Genomic DNA, 20,559 nt, shown 5'->3' with positions numbered 1-20,559 from the left:
AGTAAATATTTATTTACTATTAATTAGTATTAGTAAGCAAATATTCTCGTCTAGAAATATATAAACCACTAAGAACAATAATAAACAAACCTAAATAAGTCCAATTATCAGGTAACTCATGAAAGAAATAGTAACTAATTAGTATATTGGTAATTATCTCTGTATAGCCTAAAGGAGCTAATTTAGAAGCATCAGCGTATTTGAGGGATAATATGAGAAAAAGATGCGCTACAGAGGCTATAAGGCCGATTAAAGCCATTAAAATCCACTGATTTGACGTAGGATTAACCCAAACTGAAGGCATAAATAGGCTAATTATAATGGTTCCTATTAAACCCGATAGTAAAAGGGTTAAAAGAGGATTGTCAGAGGTACTGAGTTTCCTCGTGATAATAAGATAAAACCCATAGCAAATTCCATTACCTAAAGCTGCCAAGGTTGCTAAATTAAGTTCTATAAAGCCAGGTCTGATTACAATCAAAGTTCCAATAAATCCTAATGACACAGCTGTCCACCTTTTCACTCCTACTTTCTCATTTAAAAAAAATGGAGATAATGCTGTAACACAAATTGGAGCTACAAAAGCCAAGGTTAAGGCTTTGGGAAGTGAAATTTCCGATATTGCATAAAAGAATAAATAAGTAGAAAAAACAAAAATTAATCCTCTAATTAATTGAAGAGCTGGTTTTTTTGTCCAGACTAATGATTGTCTATAAAAGATAAGCATTAGGGATAATGTAAAGACTACAGTAAAAAAATATCTTGCCCATGTTATCTGTAAAACATCCATAGATGAGCTTAAATATTTGGCAAAAGCATCCATCACAGGAACAATCATCCAAGCAGATGCATTTAAAATTATAGCCTTCATAAAATAAGGATATCTCTTAATAGAAGTATTTTAAAGCAAAGAATACAACAAGTGGAACTGTGATAAACGACATTAATGTTGAGACAACAATCGTACTCGCGATGTTATCAACTATTTCCTTAGGTGAATATATTGAACCAATAAGATAATTTAATATTGCACTAGGCATGGCAGATTGAATTAGAATAACACCCGCTCCAAAACCTGATAAATCAAAATATATTATTACGATGAAACCAATTATTGGACCAATTATTACTCTTCCTAATGAAGAAATTATTGAGTTAGTTAGAGAAAATACTTTTAACTTTGTTAATGCTATACCTAAAGACATTAATATTAAAACAATTGCAGTGTAGGTTAACAGCTCAGTAAGATTAATGATAGCCTTTGGCATTTCTAGATCAAAATATAAAAAACCAACAGAAAATATTATAGCGTAAAAGGGTGGATTTTTTATTATAATTTTAAAATCAAATTTTCTATCAGCAAGAAAAACACCAAGAGTAAAGTGAAGTAAAATGATTAATGAAGATAAAGATGCAGCAATTCCAAGACCTTGAGAACCGTACGCAAAAAGACATATCGGTATTCCCATGTTCCCATTATTTGGCAGAATAAAAACTGGTACCTCTCTTATGATATCTTTAGTTTTTAATAAATATAAAATTATTATTCCTGTTAAAGTAAAACCAATAATTGCTATTAAATAATAGATAAAATAACTTGCATAAATATCAAAAGTTATCCCTGTAGAAGTTATAGCATAAATAACCATAGCTGGTGTACCTACATTTGATGCAAAACTAGTAATAAATGAGTTATCAAAATTTGGATTTTTTTTACCTAAATAATATCCAATACCAACTATAAAAAAAACTGGAAATAAAACTTCAAAAAGTTTTAAATAAATTTCCATTAACCAAGTAATCTAATTAACGTTGGTGCTTTTAATATATTTTTATTTTTCTTAAAAATAGATAGACAATTATTGCAATTAATTTCTGATGTTTTGTGAGTAATTATAACAATTGTTGCCTTATTATTTTTCTTATCAGGTGTCTGAATTAGCCTTTTTACTGAAATTTTATATTTAGCTAAACGATTAGTTATTTGAGATAATACACCGGGTTTATCTTTTACCTCGAACCTTAAATATAATGAATTAACATAATTATTTACATTATACGGTTTTAAAGATTTAAGCTTAGAAACACTAACACCAAAAGGTTTTTTAACATTTCCCCGCAAAATAGATAATAAATCAGAAAGTAATGATGAAGAAGTAGGACCCGGTCCAGCTCCCTCCCCTTGCAATACACTTTCACCAACTGGTTTACCTTCAAGTATAACTGCATTCATTACACCATTAACATTACCAATATATGATTTTTTACTAACTAAACATGGATGAACTGTTTCAAAAAGTTGATTATTCTTTAACTCGGAAATACCAAGAAGCTTAATTCTCAAATCTAATTGATTTGCAATTTTAATATCTTTTAATTCAATTTTTTCTATTCCTTCCATTAAGCATTTATATTTTGAAATTTTGCTAGTAAAGGCTAAAGCTGATAAAATTCTTACCTTAGCGAAAGCATCAAAACCATTTAAATCTAATTTAGGATTGCCAGGTTCAGCATAACCAAGAATCTGTGCTTTTTTTAAAACATCTACAAAATTTTCATTTGAATTTTCCATTTCAGATAAAATATAATTTGAAGTACCGTTAAGAATTCCATAAACTTTTGATATTTTATTTGTTGCTAGTCCTTCTTTAATTGATCTTAATATTGGAATACCACCAGCAACTGATGCTTCAAATTCTAAATTAACATCATTTTTTTCTGCTACTTTTGCTAATTCATTACCATGTTTTGAAATTAAAGCTTTATTAGGTGTAATAACATGGATTTTATTTTTCAAAGCAGTTTCAACAACCTTTTTTGAAATACCATCTGATAAACCTATGGCTTCAAATAGTACATCAATTTTATTTTTCTTAAAAATTTCTAAAGGATTTTTATAAAATATTTTTTTATCAACTTTAAATTTTCTTTTTTTATTAATATTTCTAGCAGAAACAGCAACTACTCTAATTCTCTTAGACGTTTTAAGCTCTATATCTTTTTTTTTAGTATTTAACTCATTTAATAAATAATTGCCTACTTGGCCGAGTCCAACAACTGCTATATTAATTAAATTATTCATATTAAAATATTATCATTATAGTGCAGTTTTCTCTGGAAAATTAAATTTTATATTTAAATTTTGCACAGCTTGTCCTGCGCCTCCTTTTATTAGGTTATCTATAGCAGACAAAATGATTACCTTATTTTTATATTTTGATTTGCATATTGAAATAAAGCAATTGTTAGTATTTATTACATTGTTAGTGCTAACTAACGAATCTCTTTTTAGTACTTTTACAAATTTTTTATTTTTATAAAATTTACTCAATTCTTTATAAATTGTATTTGGGGTAATTTTATTCTCAAGGTCTAAATAAATAGTACTTAATATACCTCTAAACATTGGTGATAAATGAGGAGTAAAACTAAATTGAAATTTTTTCTTAGTAAATTTTTTTAACATTTGATCTATTTCAGAATTATGGCGATGGAAACCAACTCCATATGCACTCAAAGACTCATATAAATTTTTATCTTTATATTTTTTGTGTACACCTCTACCTGCGCCCGAATATCCAGACTTAGAGTCAATTATGATGTTGTTAAATTTAATTAGATTTTTCTTAAATAATGGAATAAGTGGCAAAAGAATAGAAGTTGGATAACAACCGGGACATGAAATAATATTATAATTTTTAATCTCTTTTCTGTTTATTTCAGGAAGTAAATAAATACTTTTCTTTATCAATTTAGGTGCACGATGTTTTTGTTTGTACCACTTTAAATAATCAGAGGCATTGTTTAATCTGAAATCTGCAGCAAGATCAATTAAAGTATGATTTTTACTTAAATGTTTTGATAAATCTTGAGCTTCCCCATTTGGAAGTGCTGTAAAAACAATCTGAACATCATTTAATAGTTTTTTATTAAATTTTATAATTTTTGGTAATTTATATTTCGACAAAGATTTGTCGTAAAATTTAACATTTTTACCAACAGAGGAATTTCCACAAAGAAATTTAATATTTATATATCTATGTTTAATTAATAATTTAATTAATTGAACACCGATGTATCCAGTTGATCCAGCGACCAATGCATTTAGCTTAGGCATTTTTTATTATAACAGTTAAAAATTAAAAAAAAATTATCTTTTAGAGAATTGGAAGCTTCTTCTAGCTTTTCTTCTACCAGGTTTTTTTCTTTCAACTGCTCTTGAGTCTCTGGTAGTAAGTTTCTCTGTTTTTAAGGTAGCTTTTAGATTTTTATCAAATAATACTAAAGCTTTAGAAATACCGTGAACCATAGCCCCTGCTTGGCCTGTGGGTCCTCCTCCTTTTACACTACATCTTACATCGTAATCTGTAGCCTGATTAATAACTTCAAAAGGTCTTGTAATTTGCATTTTATGTGTTTCGTCTGCGAAATATTCATTGAACGATTTACCGTTTACATAAATTTTACCAGAACCTTTTTTTAACCAAACTTTAGCTATTGATGTTTTTCTTCTTCCTGTAGCATATTTACTATCTTTAAAATCTAATTTTAATTTAGGAGATTTTGATGCTGATTGAGTATTTTCCATATTAATTTCTAGCTATATTTTTACTATTTAATTTATCTAACTCAATAACTGTAGGATTTTGTGCTGAATGTGGATGATCATTACCAGCATAAATTTTTAATTTTGTTAATTGTTTTCTACCTAATACACCACCAGGCAACATCCTTTTAACTGCCATTTTTAAAGTTTCGCCTGGTTTTTTTTCATGAAGTTTCTCAGGTGTAGTAACTTTAATCCCCCCGGGGTGACCAGTGTGTCTATAATATTTTTTATCTTGAAATTTTTTTCCAGTAAATTTTGCTTGTTCAATATTTTTAACAACTACAAAATCACCGTCATCCATATGAGGAGTATATGTAGTTTTATTCTTACCTCTTATGATATTAGAAACAACAGTTGCTAATCTTCCAACAACTGCGTTTTTCGCGTCTATCTCATACCAGGATGATGTTAATTGGTCTTTTTTAGTGAATTTTGTCATTGTGCGAGGATTAATACTATTAATAATTACAAAGTCAATTTTATATTTAGCTTGAATTATGTAGCTTATATGCTAGAAATTACTTGCCGATTTGATCCTATTGCGGGCTTACAACTGCTAAAAAGGAAATTTCATAAAATTGATATAATCGGTAGGCATTTGAACTGTATTGTGCGCCTAACATAATGTTGAAGCACTAAAAAAGGAATAAAATGACTAAAAAAAGAAACAACCCTGAAACTATAGCTATACATGGTGGTGACTATAGAAGTGATCCAGCAACTAACGCTGTAGCTGTTCCAATTTATAGAACAACGTCATACCAGTTTAACAACACAGAGCACGCTGCTAACCTATTCGCTCTAAAAGAGTTTGGTAATATTTATACACGCATAATGAATCCAACAAATGACGTACTGGAAAAAAGAGTAGCTGCACTTGAAGGTGGTCTTGCGTGTTTAACTGTATCGTCAGGACAAACTGCATCAACTTTTGCTATACTTAATGTTGCTCAAGCAGGCGATAATATAGTTAGTTCTACTGATCTTTATGGTGGAACTGTATCTTTATTCACACATACTCTTAGTAAACTTGGTATAGAAATAAGATATGCAGATCCAAGTAATCCTGAAAATTTTGAGAAGTTAATAGATGACAAAACTCGAGCTTTTTACGGAGAAACTTTACCAAATCCATATTTAAGAGTGTTTCCAATAAAGGAAGTTTCTGATATTGGAAGAAAATATAATATACCATTAATCATGGACAACACTGCATCACCTGTCATTTGTAAACCAATAGAGCATGGTGCAGCTGTAGTAATACATTCACTCACAAAATATATAGGTGGACATGGAACAGCAGTAGCAGGAAGTATCGTTGATAGTGGTAACTTTGATTGGACTGCAGATCCCAAAAGACAACCTTTGTTTAATGAACCTGATGCTAGTTATGGCGGTGTAATTTGGGGTAAAGCTGTTCCAGAATTAACAGGCGCTAATGTACCTTTCGCGGTTAGAGCAAGAGTTTGTTTATTGAGAGACTTAGGATCAGCATTAGCTCCAGATAATGCTTTTGCAATAATTCAAGGGCTTGAAACAGTTGCTCTAAGAATGAGACAACATTGTACTAATGCTGAATATGTAGTTGAATTTCTTAAAAAGCATAAGGAAGTTACAAAAGTTATTTATTCTACTGAACACGATAAACCAATTGCTGATAGAGCAAAAAAATATCTTAAAGGTGGAAATGGACCAATGATCGGCATCGAGCTTAAAGGTGGAATTGAGGCTGGCAAAAAATTTATTGAGTCTTTAAAGATGTTCTATCACGTTGCTAATATTGGTGATGCCAGAAGTTTAGCAATTCACCCAGCGAGCACAACTCATAGTCAATTAAATGAGAAAGAATTAGCTGCATCAGGTGTTACACAAAGTTATGTAAGACTTTGTATCGGTATTGAACACATTGATGATATTATTGAGGATTTAGATCAAGCATTGAACAAATCTTCTAAAGGCAATTTAAAAGCTGTTAGCTAATTTGAGGTTTTAATGTCAACAAATAGAAACTAATAAATAACCTATTTATATTTTGCAATATAAAGAAAATACAATGTTGAAAGTATTATTAAAATAGAATTTATCTGGTGTAGAGACGCATAAAGCATTTTTACTCCAGATAAAAGTGTAAGAATTCCCAAAAAAATTTGAGACAATAAAGCAATTCCAATAACAAAAATTGGAGTTCTTAAATTTATATTCCCTTTTTTTAAAACTAAGTAAAGTATGTATAAATATATTATAAAAATTAAATACGCTAAATTCCTATGGATAAATTGAACTAGTGATTGATCATCAAATACAGTGATATTAAAAAGATCTGCTATCATACTATCATCAGGAAAGAATGAGGAGCCCATTAATGGCCATGTGTTATAAATTTTTCCTGCATCCATGCCTGAAACAAATGCTCCAATTATTATCTGTAAAAATAACAACACAAAAAATAATTTAATTGAGTTTAATTTAATATTAATTTGATTTATTTTTACATCAGTAAGATTTAAATATTTCCAAAAAACTATAGATAAAATGATAAAAGCTGTTACTAAATGCAGTGATAATCTATAGTGACTAACATCAACTCTATCAACCAATCCACTAGAAACCATATACCATCCAATAAATCCTTGAAAACACACTAAGAAAAAGATTATTGAATATTCTTTTAAAATCGAAACACCATTTTTGATTGTAAAATAGATTAAAGGTAAAAGGACAGTTAGACCAATTAATCTTCCCAACTGACGATGAGCCCATTCCCACCAAAAAATTACCTTAAATTCATCCAAAGTCATATTAAAATTTTGCTCTTTATATTCAGGTATTGTTTTATAAAGATCAAAATATTCTATCCATTTATCACTTGTTAAAGGAGGTAAAGTACCAGCAAAAAGCTCCCAGGTAGTAATTGATAATCCAGAGTCAGTTAATCTAGTTAGTCCACCTACTAAAATTATAAGCACGATCATTAATAATAATGTAATCATCCATATTTTTAATTGAAAATTTAAAGAATAATTCTGACTGTACATGAATAGATAAATATAATAATTATTAATTAAACCAATAAATTAAATGTCGCCTATAAACAAAAAAAAATTAAAAATAATAAGATCTAAATTAGATAAATTAGACAATAAGTTGTTATCCTTAATTAAATATAGAACAAATCTTGTTAAAGAAGTTTTAAAACTTAAAGAATTTAAAAAAGAAATTGTAGATAAAAAACGTATCAACTTTATACTTAAAAAAATTCATTCAAAATCAAAAAAATTAAAGATTGATCCTAAAATAACAAATCGTATATGGAAAAATATGATCTTGTCTTATATTGATTACGAAAAGAGAAACTTTAAAAAGAAGTAATTACTTACTGTGCGGTGGTAGTTTCTTCTCTACAAAAGTTTCATGTTTTCTTGTATCCGGGTTGTATTTTTTTGCTGAAAGTTTTACTTTAGCTTTCTCACCTCCGGCTGGTTTTTTGACATAATAGAAATAAGGGCTATCTGGTTTTGCCTCAGGAACCATTCTTACTTTAACGTGCGTTTTTTTTGCCATTTTTTAGTTCTTTTAGTTTATTTGAAATTTTTAATAACTTAATTTTTAAATTTTCAGTTCTTATAGATTTATCTGCAATTTCGTCAAGGTTTAAAGAATCTTCATTATTTAGTATTTTTTTTACACCATTTATTGTCATGCCTTGGTCTTTCAGTAAAAATTTAACTTTTTTAAGAAGATTTATTGTTTTTTCATCGTAATATCTTCTATTAGAATTTAATATCTTTGGTTTAATTTGTTTAAATTGAGTTTCCCAAAATCTTATAATGTGAGTCGGTAAAGCTCCTTTATCATTTGATTTAAGATTTAATATTTTAGCCACTTCACCAATAGTCTTATAAGCACTATCTAATTTAATCATTATCTTTTAAATTAACGAATTCTTTAAATTCCTTTGATGGTTTAAATAATACAACATCTCTACTTGAAATTACTTTTGCTTCTTTAGTTTTAGGGTTTCTACCAATCCTAGATTTTTTTTGTCTTATAGAAAAGGTACCAAACTTAGATAATTTTAATTTTTTTTCTTTTTTAATATTTGACATGATAATAGATAAAAAATCATCAATTAAATTTTCTGAGATTTGTTTCGAAAATCCTAATTGCATATAAACCAAATTAACTAAGTCTTTTTTAGTTAAATTAATTCTCATACATAATATTTTGCTTAATCTTTTCTATCAAATTACCTTTTACAATTCTATGACAAACATCTAGAGAATTTGAAAAACCAATATAATCTGTTCCACCATGACTTTTAACAACTGGTGAGTCTAATCCAATAAAGATAGCTCCATTGTACAATCTAGGATCCAGTCTTTTCTTAAATTTCTTTAAGTTTGATATATTCAATAAAGATGAAATTTTACCCATTAAATTTCTGGTCATTGCATTTTTTAATTCACTAGTTATAAAATTAGCAGTCCCTTCTGCTGTTTTCAATGCAACATTACCAGTAAATCCATCTGAAACTATAACATTAACTTTACCATCCATTAGATGATTTCCTTCTATATAACCAGCAAAATTATAATTATCTGATTTTTTTTCGTTCAATAATTGATAAGTTTCTTTAATAACTTCATTACCTTTTAATTCTTCTGAACCAATATTTAACAAGGCAACATTTGGTTTTTCCTCAGGATAAAGTGAAGTAAATAATGATGCACCCATAATTGAAAAATCTAATAAATTTTTTGAGCTACACTCGATGTTTGCTCCTAAATCAAGAACAACACTCATTCCTATTTTATTTGGCCATAACGCAGAAAGTGCAGGCTTATCTATATTATCGATCATTTTTAAATTTAACTTTGATACAACTAATAATGCACCTGTATTACCTGCAGATATAACTATATCGCTCTCTTTATCTTTTACACTTTGAATTGCAAGCCACATACTTGTGTCTTTACCTCGTTTAGCACCTTCTAAAGGACTATCTGTGCTTTGTATTTTATTTTCTGTATGAATTATCTCAAAATATTCTTTAGGAATTTTTCCATTGATTAATGGATATATTTTATTTTTATTGCCAAAAATATTGAAAAAATTATTTTTATTTGATTTATTATTTAAAATTATTCCATCTATTATTTTCTTTGGTGAACCATCACCACCCATTGCATCTACTGCAATTTTAATCATATCTAGCATTATTATATATGATATTTTACTCTTTAGGATCTAAAACTTGTCTGCCTTTATACATACCTGTTTTTAAATCAAGGTGATGTGATAGCCTGTATTCACCTGAATTTTTATCTTCAACTATATTTTTAGTTGAAAATTTCATCGTTTGTGCCCTTCTCATCCCTGTTCTAGATGGGGTTTGTTTACGTTTTGGTACAGCCATAATTATGCGTTACTTACACTTTTTAAATAAGAATTCAAAGTTTTTTTTGATAAGTTTTTATTAAAATCCTCAAAATAATCAACTAAATATTCGATATTATCAATATCTACTAAAAAATTTGAAATTTTATTTAATTTTTCTGTTTTTGATAAAGTTTCCCAAAAATGAATATCGGAAACCATACCATGGAAAACATTGATATATTCCTTCATTTTTTTATTAATTGATTGATCTCCGTAACCTATTTCTCTTATACTTAATTCTAATTGTCTAAAATTAAAATCATATATCTCTTGTAAAATTAAATTGTTATTCTGATTTTTAAAATTTTTTAAAAAAAAAGCAAAATGTAACAAAAAAAAAGTTAATCGTTCTGAAAAAGTGTCTTGTTTTTTAAAATTAATATAAAGATCTTTATTTGTAGCTAATTTAATCAGATTATTATAAAGATGAATATAATTATTTTTCATGAAAAAAATATATTTATTTTTAATATTAATATTTATATCAAACTGTTCATTAAATAAACCTATACAACATCACGGAGTACATAACCTTGAGAAAAAGCAGAAAATATTAAAAATTAATATATCAAATAAAAATGATATATTAAAAATTATTGGGCCTCCATCAACAAAAAGTACTTTTGATAATGAAGTTTATATTTATATAGAAAGAAAAACTAGTACATCAAAGCTTACTAAACTAGGAAAAAAAGTTTTACTTGTCAATAATGTCCTTATACTAGACATAGACAAAAAAGGGCTTTTGATAAAAAAAGAATTTTTTAACAAAGATGATATGAATAAGCTAAAATTTGACGAAACTGCAACAAAAGCAGATCATTCAAAACGATCATTTATTTATAATTTCTTTTATACCCTAAGACAAAGAATTGACGATCCTAGGGGTATAAAAAGAACTAAAAATTAACCAGCTATCACTGCTAACAATAGTAAAGCAACAATATTAGTAATTTTAATCATCGGGTTTACAGCTGGACCAGCAGTATCTTTATAAGGGTCACCAACAGTATCTCCAGTTACTGCAGCTTTATGTGCTTCTGAACCTTTTCCACCATGATTTCCGTCTTCAATATATTTTTTTGCATTATCCCATGCGCCACCGCCTGCAGTCATTGATACCGCAACAAATAAACCAGTTATAATAACACCAAGTAACATTGCGCCAACTGCTGCTAGGGCAGCAACTTGTCCACCAATTGATAGAATTATAAAATATAAAACAACTGGAGATAAAACTGGTAATAGTGACGGTATAATCATTTCTTTGATAGCAGCTACTGTAAGCAAATCTACTAATTTAGCATAATCGGGTTTTTGTTTTCTTTTCATAATACCAGGGAATTTTTTGAATTGCCTTCTTACTTCAACTACAACTGCACCGCCTGCTCTTCCAACAGCTTGCATTCCCATTGAACCAAAAAGATAAGGCAACATTCCACCGATTAATAAACCAACAACTACATAAGGGTTAGATAAATCAAAAGTTACTACGATACCTTCTAATGCAGATCCTGCTTCTTTTGAAAAATGCTTGATGTCCTCTGTGTAAGCAGCAAATAAAACTAAAGCACCTAAACCAGCAGAACCAATTGCATAACCTTTTGTGACGGCTTTAGTAGTGTTCCCGACTGCATCTAAGGCATCTGTTGTTTTTCTAACTTTTTTATCAAGATTAGACATTTCAGCGATACCACCAGCATTGTCTGTAACTGGTCCGTACGCATCTAAAGCAACAACCATCCCCGCTAATGCAAGCATAGTAGTAACTGCAATGGCTATACCAAAGAGACCAGCAATAGAATTTGTAATAAGAATTCCTGCAACAATTATTAATGCTGGTATTGCTGTTGCTTCCATAGAAACAGCTAGGCCTTGAATAACATTAGTACCATGACCAGTTGTTGACGATAACGCAACAGATTTAACTGGTCTATAACTTGTTCCTGTATAGTATTCAGTAATCCAGATTAATAATCCAGTAATCACTAAGCCTATAACACCACAATAATATAGATCCATTCCATTAAAAGTTTTATCATTAATTGTATATTCATTTGTAAAACCAATTACATGATCTGTAACAGGCCATAGAATTACTAAAGATGCTACTGCAGAGACAACAAATCCTTTATACAATGCATTCATAACGTTATTACTTTTTCCAAGTTTAACGAAAAATGTTCCAATAATAGATGTTAACAAGCATGCAGCACCAATGGATAGAGGGTAAATCATCATATTTAAATCTCCAACAAAGAAAATTGAAGATAAAACCATTGTTGCAACAATTGTAACAGCATATGTTTCAAACAAATCAGCAGCCATACCTGCACAATCTCCTACGTTATCACCAACATTGTCAGCTATCACTGCAGGATTTCTAGGATCATCCTCAGGAATTCCAGCTTCAACTTTTCCGACTAAGTCAGCACCTACGTCTGCACCTTTCGTAAAAATTCCACCACCTAATCTTGCAAAAATAGAAATTAGAGAAGCACCAAAACCTAATGCAACTAATGCATTAACTATTTCTCTTTCTTCAACATTAGATTTTAATAATATATAATAATATACAGCTATAGCTAATAAAGCTAAACCAGCAACCAACATTCCAGTCACAGCACCAGATTTAAAAGCAACTGAAAGACCTTGAGCTAAACCTTTTCTAGATGCTTCTGCTGTTCTTACATTTGCTTCAACAGAAACTAACATTCCAACATAACCTGCAATACCTGATAAAGCAGCACCTATTAAATAACCAAGACCTACTAGTGGACTAAATGCAATACTTACGATTACTAAAACTACAGCACCAACAATAGCAATAGTTTTATATTGTCTTGCTAAATATGCCTTTGCACCAATTTGAATTGCAGATGCAATATCTTGCATTTTTGCATTTCCTGCACTTGAATTAAGAATATTTTTTCCAGTTAAAAATCCATAAACGATAGATAATAAACCAGCTCCAATTGTATATAGTAGTATTGTTTCGACTGTTCCGCTCATATTAACCTTAAGTTGTTGGTTGTTAAATTTTAAGCCCGCACAATACAAAAAAAGATAAAAAAGACAACGATTAACTTCTAAAACCGATGAATATAACCTTTGGATTTAGCTCGTATTTGCTTGCCTTTTTCATCGAATATCAAAGATCTATCTCTACCAGATACAATTTTACCAATTTTAGTTATTTTAATTCCTGTTGCTTTAGATGTGTTTTGAATGATTCTAGCATTCTTAATATCTGCAGTAAATAATACCTGATAATCATCTCCATTAGAAATTAGATTAATTTTATTCAATCTTTGTTTTTTTATTAAATTACTCAATTTATTGGAAACAGGGATTTTATTTTTAAATAAGTGAAATGATAAACTTTGTCTATTAATCATTTTTGCTAAATCATCAATTAATCCATCTGAAACATCGATAGAGCTGTTTGCAAATTTTAATAAATATTTTGTTAAATTTAAAGGTAACTCTGGTTTGTAATACTTATCTATAAAAAATAATTTGTCTTTATTTTTAAATTTAGCTTTATTACTTAATGCTTTAAGTCCTAAATAACTATCTCCCAAATTTCCAGTCACATAAATGTCATCATTTAATTTAGCTTTATTGCGATAAATTATTTTATTCGAGTATCCTAATGAAGTAATTGTGAAACTTAGTTTGTTTGAAAAGGTTGTGTCTCCACCGCATAAATCAATACCAAATTTATTTTGTTCAGATTTAAGTGACTTTGAAATTTTATATAAATTATTTTTTGTAAAAGTTTTTTTATTACCAGAACCAGAGATAAAATAAAACTTTGGTTTTACACCTTTGCAAATTAAATCAGAAATTGATGACCTTAATATTTTTTTAATTACTAAATCTGGAGATTTAAAATCATAAAAATGAGTACCAATATTGTATGTATCAACAGATATGACAACACCTCTTTTTTTATCAAAAAAAACATCGTCATTTAAGTTAAGAGCAAATTTATTTTTTTTAGCTATTTTAAAAAAATAATTATTTATTAGATCAAATTCATGCATTGTTAGATCTTAATTTTTTTCCAACGTTGTCTAATAAAGCATTAAGATACTTTGTTTGTGAGTCTTCAAGAAAAAAATTAGATGAATTTAAATATTCTTTAATAATTATATTAATAGATAAATTTGGCTTATACATAAATTCATAAGTTGCAGCTTTTAAAATGGTTTGAAAAACTTTATCCAATTTTTCAAATACAAATTCATCACCTAATTTATTATTTAATTCATCTAAAATAAGATCGTTTCTTTCTATCGTTCCTAAAACAATATCTTTAATAAATTTTTTAAATCTGTGTTTTGGAAAATCTAAATCATCATCTTCATTATAAAATTTTCCATATAATTTCTGAATAATTATCACCCTAGGGTTATTTTTCGGATTATAATGAGTTTTCATTTTTGAGACAAAACTGAAATCACAGCTTCTGCGGCTTCAGCACCCTTTTTTCTTCTTGCTTTTGCTTGAGCCATATTTAGACAGGTTATTATTCCATTTCCAACAGGTTTTTTACTATCTATAGATAATTTCATTATGGCATCTGTTGAAGCTTGAGAAATAAAATTGAAATGCGGTGTTTTACCTTTAATTACACATCCTAAAGCTAAAAAACCATCATATTTTTTTAAATTTTTTGAAATTGTAACTGGAATTTCAAAAGCGCCGGGTACTTTAATAATTTTAATTATATTTTTTTTTGGAATCATTTTTAAAGCACTTTTTATTAATCCTTCTGCAATTTCTTTATAATAATCCGCTACAACAATAAGATATTTTTTTTTCATCAAATTAATTCCTGCTTTGTAATTTTTATACCATAACCATCAAGACCAATAACTTTTTTTGGTGATTTAGTGATTAATATCATGTTTTTAATTTTTAAGTCTTTAATAATTTGAGCTCCAATACCATAATTTCTTATTAACTTGTCATTTCCCTTTTTATAAAAGTCTTTATTTTTATAATCTTTTAAAGTCTGAGTTACTGATTTAAGATTTGAGTCTTTGATAAAAACTAAAACGCAATTTTGATATTTTTTGAAATAATTTAGAGTCTTGTTAAATGAATTTGGTAGTGATTGATTTATTAGATAGTTTTGAACGACATTAGAAGAAATTACTCTTACTCTTGGAGTAATACCTTTTTTTATTTGACCTTTTGTTAAAGCAAAGTGTTCAGAGCCATCTAAAAGATTCTCATAAATTCTAATATTATATTTCTGATTTTTTACATCAATCTTGCTTTGTTTTTTTAGTTTAATAAGTTTTTCTTTTTTTAATCTATATGCAATCAAATCTTCTATTTTTCCTATTTTTAATTTATGCTTTTTTGCGAAATTATGTAAATCATGACCTTTAGCCATTGATCCGTCTTCATTCATAATTTCACAAATTACAGCTGAATTATTTTTTTTTGCTAATTTTGATATATCAACTGAAGCTTCTGTATGCCCTGCTCTAACAAGAACTCCACCATCTTTAGCAATAATTGGAAATACATGACCAGGAGAAACAATTTCATTTTTATTCACATTTTTTTTTGAGGCAATTTTTATTGTTCTAGCTCTATCTTTAGCTGATATACCTGTTGTTATTCCTTTTTTTGCTTCAATAGAAATTGTAAAAGCAGTTTTATTTCTTGATTGATTTACTGGAGACATTAAAGATAAATTTAATCTTTTTGCTTGAAGAGTATCTAGTGCTAAACAAATTAAACCTCGTCCGTATTTCGCCATGAAGTTAATATTCTTTGCATTCGAGTCTGATGTAGAAATAACTAAATCTCCCTCATTTTCCCTTTTTTCATCATCAACTAAAATAAACATACCCCCTTTTTTGGCTACACTTATAATTGACTCGATTGATGCAAAATTATTTTTTCCCATGAAAATAATTCCTAACGTATTTAGACAAGATATCTATCTCTATATTAACTAAACTAGATTTTTTTAAAGTTGATAAATTCGTTTCATTGTAGGTATGGGGAATTATCCATATTTGGAAACCTTTTTTAGTGACTTTAGAAATTGTGAGGGAAATTCCATTTACACAGATTGATGCTTTTTCAATTAGGTGTTTTCTCTCCTTTTTAGGTAAATCAAAGTCAAAAAGAAATGATTTATCTATTTTTTTAATAGTTAATACCCTGCCGACAGTATCAACATGACCTTGACAAATATGTCCTGAAATTTTTGTCCCATATTTTAATGGTAATTCTAAATTTATTTTATCCCTTATTTTTAAAAATTTAAATTTTGAACGGTTTATTGTTTCTTTAGATAGATAAAATTCCATAATTCTTGATTTATATGAGATTAAAGTTAAGCAGACACCATCACATGCAACTGACAAACCCATATCTTTTTTGGAGACTTTAAGATTACTTTTTACAAAAATATTAATACCCTTGGGTCTTTTAATAATTTTAGTAATAATACCCTGGTTATAAATTATTCCATTAAACATAATTTCTATCTATATAATGTTATTCTGTCTTTTCGCAAATTCAGATTTAAATTAATCTTTGTTAGATACTTTTGATTTAATGTGTTCAGACCACTAAATTTTAAATATTCAGAGCTTTTAGAAAGATTTTTAGGGCTTTTGAATAAATAAAATTTATTAAAAATTTTATTTTTGAGCAGGGAATTTGTTAGTTCATTTCCACCCTCTATCAATAAATTCCTGCAGCCAAAATTATATAGCTTTTTCAAAATTTCTCTCATATCAAATCTGTTATTTCTATCTACTTTAGATTTAACAAGAATAATGCCTTTTCTTTTAAATTTAGAAATTTTTGATTTATCAGCTTTATTATAAAATATTAAAGTATTTTTGTTATTAGAAGATTTTATTATATAGCTGTTTGTTTTAGTCTTTAAATTGTTATCTAAAATAATTCTTTTAGGAGAAAAATTTTTCAACCCCTTTAAACGACAATTTAATCTTGGATTATCTTTGTTTAGTGTTTTGTATGTAATCATCAAACCATCGTTTTGATATCTCAAAAGATGTGAAAACATATCTGAATAAATATTTGTAATTTTTTTTTGATACTTAGTGTAAATAATATGGTTTTTTGAAATAGCTATTTTGCCAGTAACATAAGGTAATTTTTTCTTTCTATTAAAAAAATAAGGAAAATAAAAGTTTTCAATTTTATTTTTTAACAAACCTTTTTTTACAATTATTTTTTTCGAATTTAAAATTTTAAAACTTTTATTACTTACTCTTTTGTCTATATCTGTAACAGAATATATGACTTCAGAAATTTTTGATTTAATTATTAAATCAGTGCATGGTGGCGTTAATCCATGATGACAACATGGTTCTAGAGTAACATACATTTTTGAGTCTTTTAAATCTTCAAAACTATTTTTAATTGCATTAGTCTCTGCATGTGGTCTTCCATTAAATGAAGTTTGACCTATAGAAATTATTTTGTCATTTTTAACAATCACACATCCAACAGAAGGATTTGATCCAGTGAGACCATGACGAGATCTAGCCAGATCTAAGGCTATCTCCATGTAAGATTTGTCTTTTAATGTAAATTTATGTTTTTTTGTAGACATTAAGTTTGTCCACGAATTGCACAAAATCTTTTTCTTCTCTAAAGTTTCTATAAACTGATGCAAACCTTACGTAACCAACAGGATCTAAATCCTTTAAACCATCCATAACCATTGTTCCAATTGTATTAGTAGATATTTCGCTTTGACCAATTTCCTCTAATGATCTTGAGACCTGACTTATAAATTTTTCTATGGTTTCGGTATCTATGGGTCTTTTCTTTAAGGCAATATAAATAGATTTTGATAGTTTATCTCTATCGAATACAGATTTTCTGCCATTTTTTTTTACTACCATTAATTCTCTATATTGAACTCTTTCAAAAGTTGTGAAACGAGCTCCACAAGTACAAAGTCTTCTTCTTCTTATAGCAGTACCATCCTCTGTTGGTCTAGAGTCGACGACTGAGGTCTCCCCTTTTTTACATATTGAGCAAATCATTTACTAAAGGTTCTTATATATCGGAAATGACGAAGTTAAAGAAATAACTTCATTTTTTACTTCTTCTTCTATTTTGCTGTTATCTGATGGGTTTTCAGATAGACCTTTTAAAGTTTTTGTTATTAATTCTCCTACAGTCTTAAATTCGCTTAGTCCAAAACCTCGTGTAGTAGCAGCTTGTGTACCTAATCTAATACCCGAAGTAATCATGGGTTTTTCTGTATCAAAAGGGATACCATTTTTATTACACGTAATATTTGCTCTAGACAAACTTTCAGCTGCAAGATTACCTTTTACGTTATAAGGCCTTAAATCAACCAGCATCAAATGCGTATCCGTTCCATCAGAGTATATTTTAAATCCATTATTTTTTAATGTCTCTGCAAGCATTTTGGCGTTTGCTAAAACAGATTTAATATAATTTTGAAATTCTGGCTGTAAGGCCTCCAAAAATCCAGCAGCCTTAGCAGCAATAATATGCATCAAAGGTCCACCCTGATAACCAGGAAAAACTGCTGTATTAAATTTTTTAGCAAGATCCTCGTGATTAGTTAAAATTATACCACCTCTTGCACTTCTAAAAACTTTGTGTGTCGTTGATGTAACAACATGTGCATAGTCACAAGGATTAGGATAACCTTTACCTGCAACTAAACCAGAGAAGTGTGCCATATCAACCATTAAATATGCTCCAACTTTATCTGCTATTTCTCTAAATCTCTTAAAATCAATTACTCTTGAGTAAGCACTTCCACCCGCAATTATTAGTTTAGGTTTATGTTCTAAAGCAAGTTTTTCAACATTATCATAGTCAATCAATTCTGACTCTTTATCAACATCATATCCTATTGCGTTGAACCATTTACCAGACATTGAAATTTTTAATCCATGAGTAATATGACCACCTGAATTTAAACTCATACCCATAAATGTATCTCCTGGGCTTAACAAAGCTAAAAATACTGCGCCATTTGCTTGAGCCCCTGAATGTGGTTGCGCGTTTGCAAATTTACAATTAAATAATTTTTTTAATCTTTCAATCGCAAGATTTTCTGCAACATCAACATGCTCACAACCATTGTAATATCTTTTACCAGGATACCCTTCTGCATACTTATTGGTTAAAACTGAACCTTGTGCTTCTAATACTGCTTGAGAAACTATATTTTCGGAAGCGATTAGTTCTATATGCTGCTGTTGTCTGATTAATTCATCTTTAATAGCTTTATAAAGTTCTGGATCCTTTACTGACAAACTGTCTTCAAAGAAACTTTTATAACTATCGTTTAAATAATTTTTTTCACTAGACATAATTATATTTTTTTAACTCTTTTTAAGTGTCTCCCACCATCAAATTTAGTATTTAAAAAAACACCTATAAACTTTAAAGCATTTTTTTTGGATATCAATCTTGAACCTAATGTAATGATATTTGCATCATTATGCAATCTGGATAATTTTGTTGATTTTAGATTAAAACATTGCGCTGCACGCACATTTTTATGCTTATTTGCCGCAATATTCATGCCAGTCCCAGATCCACAAACTAAAATACCAACATTTCTTTTATTAAGTTTGACTTTTTTTGCAACTTTATGTGCGTAGTCAGGATAATCAACACTAGTATCATTTTTTGGACCAAGGTCCTCAAATTTTACTTTTTTATTTTTCAAATAATCTTTGATTGACTCTTTTAATTTAAATCCAGCGTGATCTGATGAAATAAATATTTTTTTCAAATTAATTAAATTTGTAATCTAAAACACAAGCAACTAAATGTATTCTATTCTCTTCACCACCATTAAATGCATTGTGATACTTCGTATTATTTGTGACCCATACTGACCCATCCGCAGGCATGTGCTTTGCAACATTATCAATAACCATGATACAGCCAGGGTTAGTAATTATAGGTATATGTAATCTTGGCTCAGGATCTCTGTGCCAACTCAAAGTTGATCTTGGTTCTTTTAAAAGAATTCTAACTCTTCCTAATTTATATTTAGATGACAGAGCATCATATACTTCTTTAAAGTAAGTGTTTTCATAATCTTTTATAAATTCTGAATATTGTGACTCATCTAGAGACTCATCTCTAACTACTTCTTTTCCAGATTTATCGGGTTTTGTCCAGTATACTCCTCTAGCCTTATTACCTTTGATTGAGTCTGGATCACCAGGTATTTGAGTTAATGATATCGCTCCAAAGTGAGTTACACCAGCATCTTCAAATTTTTTAATCTTAACTATTTGATGATAAGCTTCTTGCAATTTTTCAATATCAAACTGAATTTCTTGTTTCTGAAAATCGCTAAAGTCTAAAACTCTATCTTCTTTTTTAATATTTAAGTCTATTACTTTTGAATTTTCTAATGTCATCTTGATTGCTTTCTACCCTTTTTTTTGTATATGTGTATATTACATTTGTCGCAATTTAAAAGTAAATTAAAA

At 28.5% G+C, this 20,559-nt stretch carries 27 protein-coding genes and 1 riboswitch; of the genes, 3 read left to right on the top strand and 24 right to left on the bottom strand.

Translation table 11 applies throughout. From position 1 onward, the window contains the following. Nucleotides 1–19 precede the first annotated feature (19 nt). The 6 genes from ACTT9R_RS04230 to rplM are packed head-to-tail and all read right to left on the bottom strand — an operon-like array spanning nt 20 to nt 5,048. Nucleotides 20–871, bottom strand: coding sequence for a DMT family transporter (locus tag ACTT9R_RS04230; protein WP_440926790.1), 852 nt, complete (start codon nt 869–871; stop codon nt 20–22). A 16-nt stretch (nt 872–887) separates the two neighbouring features. Continuing rightward, a complete protein-coding gene (locus ACTT9R_RS04225) occupies nt 888–1,790 on the bottom strand; it encodes an AEC family transporter (RefSeq protein ID WP_440926789.1) in 903 nt (300 codons plus the stop codon). Next, nucleotides 1,790–3,082 carry a homoserine dehydrogenase gene (locus tag ACTT9R_RS04220; protein ID WP_440926788.1) on the bottom strand — a complete coding sequence of 431 codons (1,293 nt, stop codon included), beginning with the start codon at nt 3,080–3,082 and terminating at the stop codon, nt 1,790–1,792. The genes ACTT9R_RS04225 and ACTT9R_RS04220 overlap by 1 nt, the downstream gene beginning before the upstream one ends. A 15-nt stretch (nt 3,083–3,097) precedes the next feature. Beyond that, entirely contained in the window at nt 3,098–4,117 is a 1,020-nt protein-coding gene (argC, locus tag ACTT9R_RS04215; protein ID WP_440926787.1) for an N-acetyl-gamma-glutamyl-phosphate reductase, read from the bottom strand. 33 nt (nt 4,118–4,150) lie between these two features. Further along, nucleotides 4,151–4,588 (bottom strand): 30S ribosomal protein S9, encoded by a 438-nt coding sequence (gene rpsI, locus ACTT9R_RS04210; protein ID WP_440926786.1) that lies wholly within the window; start codon nt 4,586–4,588, stop codon nt 4,151–4,153. 1 nt (nt 4,589) lies between these two features. Continuing rightward, nucleotides 4,590–5,048 carry a 50S ribosomal protein L13 gene (gene rplM, locus ACTT9R_RS04205; RefSeq protein ID WP_075503504.1) on the bottom strand — a complete coding sequence of 153 codons (459 nt, stop codon included), beginning with the start codon at nt 5,046–5,048 and terminating at the stop codon, nt 4,590–4,592. 144 nt (nt 5,049–5,192) lie between these two features. Next, nucleotides 5,193–5,259: riboswitch (SAM riboswitch) on the top strand. Between the two features lies 1 nt (nt 5,260). On the opposite strand from rplM, the gene ACTT9R_RS04200 reads away from it, so the two are divergent. Next, nucleotides 5,261–6,589: an O-acetylhomoserine aminocarboxypropyltransferase/cysteine synthase family protein gene (locus tag ACTT9R_RS04200; RefSeq protein WP_440926785.1), complete on the top strand. Its 1,329-nt coding sequence runs from the start codon at nt 5,261–5,263 to the stop codon at nt 6,587–6,589. 41 nt (nt 6,590–6,630) lie between these two features. On the opposite strand, the gene ACTT9R_RS04195 is transcribed toward ACTT9R_RS04200, so the two are convergent. After that, complete coding sequence (locus ACTT9R_RS04195) at nt 6,631–7,599, bottom strand: COX15/CtaA family protein (protein ID WP_440926792.1); 969 nt, start codon at nt 7,597–7,599, stop codon at nt 6,631–6,633. Nucleotides 7,600–7,687: 88 nt separating this feature from the next. On the opposite strand from ACTT9R_RS04195, the gene ACTT9R_RS04190 reads away from it, so the two are divergent. Beyond that, nucleotides 7,688–7,978, top strand: coding sequence for a chorismate mutase (locus ACTT9R_RS04190; protein ID WP_440926784.1), 291 nt, complete (start codon nt 7,688–7,690; stop codon nt 7,976–7,978). On the opposite strand, the gene ACTT9R_RS04185 is transcribed toward ACTT9R_RS04190, so the two are convergent. The 6 genes from ACTT9R_RS04185 to ACTT9R_RS04160 are packed head-to-tail and all read right to left on the bottom strand — an operon-like array spanning nt 7,979 to nt 10,495. Continuing rightward, the gene (locus tag ACTT9R_RS04185) at nt 7,979–8,170 is read right to left on the bottom strand and encodes a 50S ribosomal protein L33 (protein ID WP_440644097.1); all 192 of its coding nucleotides are present in this window, start codon (nt 8,168–8,170) and stop codon (nt 7,979–7,981) included. Continuing rightward, nucleotides 8,148–8,531 (bottom strand): MerR family transcriptional regulator, encoded by a 384-nt coding sequence (locus ACTT9R_RS04180; RefSeq protein ID WP_440926783.1) that lies wholly within the window; start codon nt 8,529–8,531, stop codon nt 8,148–8,150. The genes ACTT9R_RS04185 and ACTT9R_RS04180 overlap by 23 nt, the downstream gene beginning before the upstream one ends. Further along, complete coding sequence (locus ACTT9R_RS04175; RefSeq protein WP_440926782.1) at nt 8,524–8,823, bottom strand: HU family DNA-binding protein; 300 nt, start codon at nt 8,821–8,823, stop codon at nt 8,524–8,526. The genes ACTT9R_RS04180 and ACTT9R_RS04175 overlap by 8 nt, the downstream gene beginning before the upstream one ends. After that, complete coding sequence (gene plsX / locus ACTT9R_RS04170) at nt 8,813–9,826, bottom strand: phosphate acyltransferase PlsX (protein ID WP_440926781.1); 1,014 nt, start codon at nt 9,824–9,826, stop codon at nt 8,813–8,815. Before plsX ends, ACTT9R_RS04175 begins: the two co-directional genes overlap by 11 nt. Nucleotides 9,827–9,842: 16 nt before the next feature. Next, nucleotides 9,843–10,025: a 50S ribosomal protein L32 gene (rpmF, locus tag ACTT9R_RS04165; protein ID WP_075536328.1), complete on the bottom strand. Its 183-nt coding sequence runs from the start codon at nt 10,023–10,025 to the stop codon at nt 9,843–9,845. Nucleotides 10,026–10,027: 2 nt separating this feature from the next. Next, a complete protein-coding gene (locus ACTT9R_RS04160; RefSeq protein ID WP_440926780.1) occupies nt 10,028–10,495 on the bottom strand; it encodes a ubiquinol-cytochrome C chaperone family protein in 468 nt (155 codons plus the stop codon). On the opposite strand from ACTT9R_RS04160, the gene ACTT9R_RS04155 reads away from it, so the two are divergent. Continuing rightward, nucleotides 10,494–10,958, top strand: a complete 465-nt coding sequence (locus ACTT9R_RS04155; RefSeq protein WP_440926779.1) for a hypothetical protein — start codon at nt 10,494–10,496, stop codon at nt 10,956–10,958. The genes ACTT9R_RS04160 and ACTT9R_RS04155 overlap by 2 nt on opposite strands. On the opposite strand, the gene ACTT9R_RS04150 is transcribed toward ACTT9R_RS04155, so the two are convergent. The 11 genes from ACTT9R_RS04150 to ACTT9R_RS04100 all read right to left on the bottom strand — a co-directional run bounded on the left by ACTT9R_RS04150 (nt 10,955) and on the right by ACTT9R_RS04100 (nt 20,487). Then, nucleotides 10,955–13,060 carry a sodium-translocating pyrophosphatase gene (locus tag ACTT9R_RS04150; RefSeq protein ID WP_440926778.1) on the bottom strand — a complete coding sequence of 702 codons (2,106 nt, stop codon included), beginning with the start codon at nt 13,058–13,060 and terminating at the stop codon, nt 10,955–10,957. The genes ACTT9R_RS04155 and ACTT9R_RS04150 overlap by 4 nt on opposite strands. Before the next feature lie 77 nt (nt 13,061–13,137). Next, nucleotides 13,138–14,097 carry a thiamine-phosphate kinase gene (gene thiL, locus ACTT9R_RS04145; protein ID WP_440926777.1) on the bottom strand — a complete coding sequence of 320 codons (960 nt, stop codon included), beginning with the start codon at nt 14,095–14,097 and terminating at the stop codon, nt 13,138–13,140. Further along, nucleotides 14,090–14,494, bottom strand: coding sequence for a transcription antitermination factor NusB (locus tag ACTT9R_RS04140; RefSeq protein WP_440926776.1), 405 nt, complete (start codon nt 14,492–14,494; stop codon nt 14,090–14,092). The genes thiL and ACTT9R_RS04140 overlap by 8 nt, the downstream gene beginning before the upstream one ends. Further along, nucleotides 14,491–14,880, bottom strand: a complete 390-nt coding sequence (gene ribH / locus ACTT9R_RS04135; protein ID WP_440926775.1) for a 6,7-dimethyl-8-ribityllumazine synthase — start codon at nt 14,878–14,880, stop codon at nt 14,491–14,493. The genes ACTT9R_RS04140 and ribH overlap by 4 nt, the downstream gene beginning before the upstream one ends. Then, nucleotides 14,880–15,980, bottom strand: coding sequence for a 3,4-dihydroxy-2-butanone-4-phosphate synthase (ribB, locus tag ACTT9R_RS04130; protein ID WP_440926774.1), 1,101 nt, complete (start codon nt 15,978–15,980; stop codon nt 14,880–14,882). Before ribB ends, ribH begins: the two co-directional genes overlap by 1 nt. After that, nucleotides 15,967–16,560 (bottom strand): riboflavin synthase, encoded by a 594-nt coding sequence (locus ACTT9R_RS04125; protein ID WP_440926773.1) that lies wholly within the window; start codon nt 16,558–16,560, stop codon nt 15,967–15,969. Before ACTT9R_RS04125 ends, ribB begins: the two co-directional genes overlap by 14 nt. 5 nt (nt 16,561–16,565) lie before the next feature. Then, the gene (gene ribD / locus ACTT9R_RS04120; protein WP_440926772.1) at nt 16,566–17,669 is read right to left on the bottom strand and encodes a bifunctional diaminohydroxyphosphoribosylaminopyrimidine deaminase/5-amino-6-(5-phosphoribosylamino)uracil reductase RibD; all 1,104 of its coding nucleotides are present in this window, start codon (nt 17,667–17,669) and stop codon (nt 16,566–16,568) included. Continuing rightward, the gene (nrdR, locus tag ACTT9R_RS04115) at nt 17,650–18,108 is read right to left on the bottom strand and encodes a transcriptional regulator NrdR (protein ID WP_440926771.1); all 459 of its coding nucleotides are present in this window, start codon (nt 18,106–18,108) and stop codon (nt 17,650–17,652) included. The genes ribD and nrdR overlap by 20 nt, the downstream gene beginning before the upstream one ends. A 3-nt stretch (nt 18,109–18,111) precedes the next feature. Further along, nucleotides 18,112–19,419 (bottom strand): serine hydroxymethyltransferase, encoded by a 1,308-nt coding sequence (gene glyA, locus ACTT9R_RS04110; RefSeq protein ID WP_440926770.1) that lies wholly within the window; start codon nt 19,417–19,419, stop codon nt 18,112–18,114. 2 nt (nt 19,420–19,421) lie between these two features. Further along, nucleotides 19,422–19,847 carry a ribose 5-phosphate isomerase B gene (rpiB, locus tag ACTT9R_RS04105; protein WP_440926769.1) on the bottom strand — a complete coding sequence of 142 codons (426 nt, stop codon included), beginning with the start codon at nt 19,845–19,847 and terminating at the stop codon, nt 19,422–19,424. 1 nt (nt 19,848) lies between these two features. Next, entirely contained in the window at nt 19,849–20,487 is a 639-nt protein-coding gene (locus ACTT9R_RS04100) for an aspartyl/asparaginyl beta-hydroxylase domain-containing protein (protein ID WP_440926768.1), read from the bottom strand. Between the last annotated feature and the right edge of the window lie 72 nt (nt 20,488–20,559).

Origin of the sequence: Candidatus Pelagibacter sp., from assembly GCF_052049835.1 — a bacterium.
In the GTDB taxonomy this organism is placed as follows: Bacteria; Pseudomonadota; Alphaproteobacteria; order Pelagibacterales; family Pelagibacteraceae; genus Pelagibacter.
The sequence above is the reverse complement of the archived record's forward strand: the minus strand, read 5'-3'. Positions and strand labels throughout refer to the sequence as shown.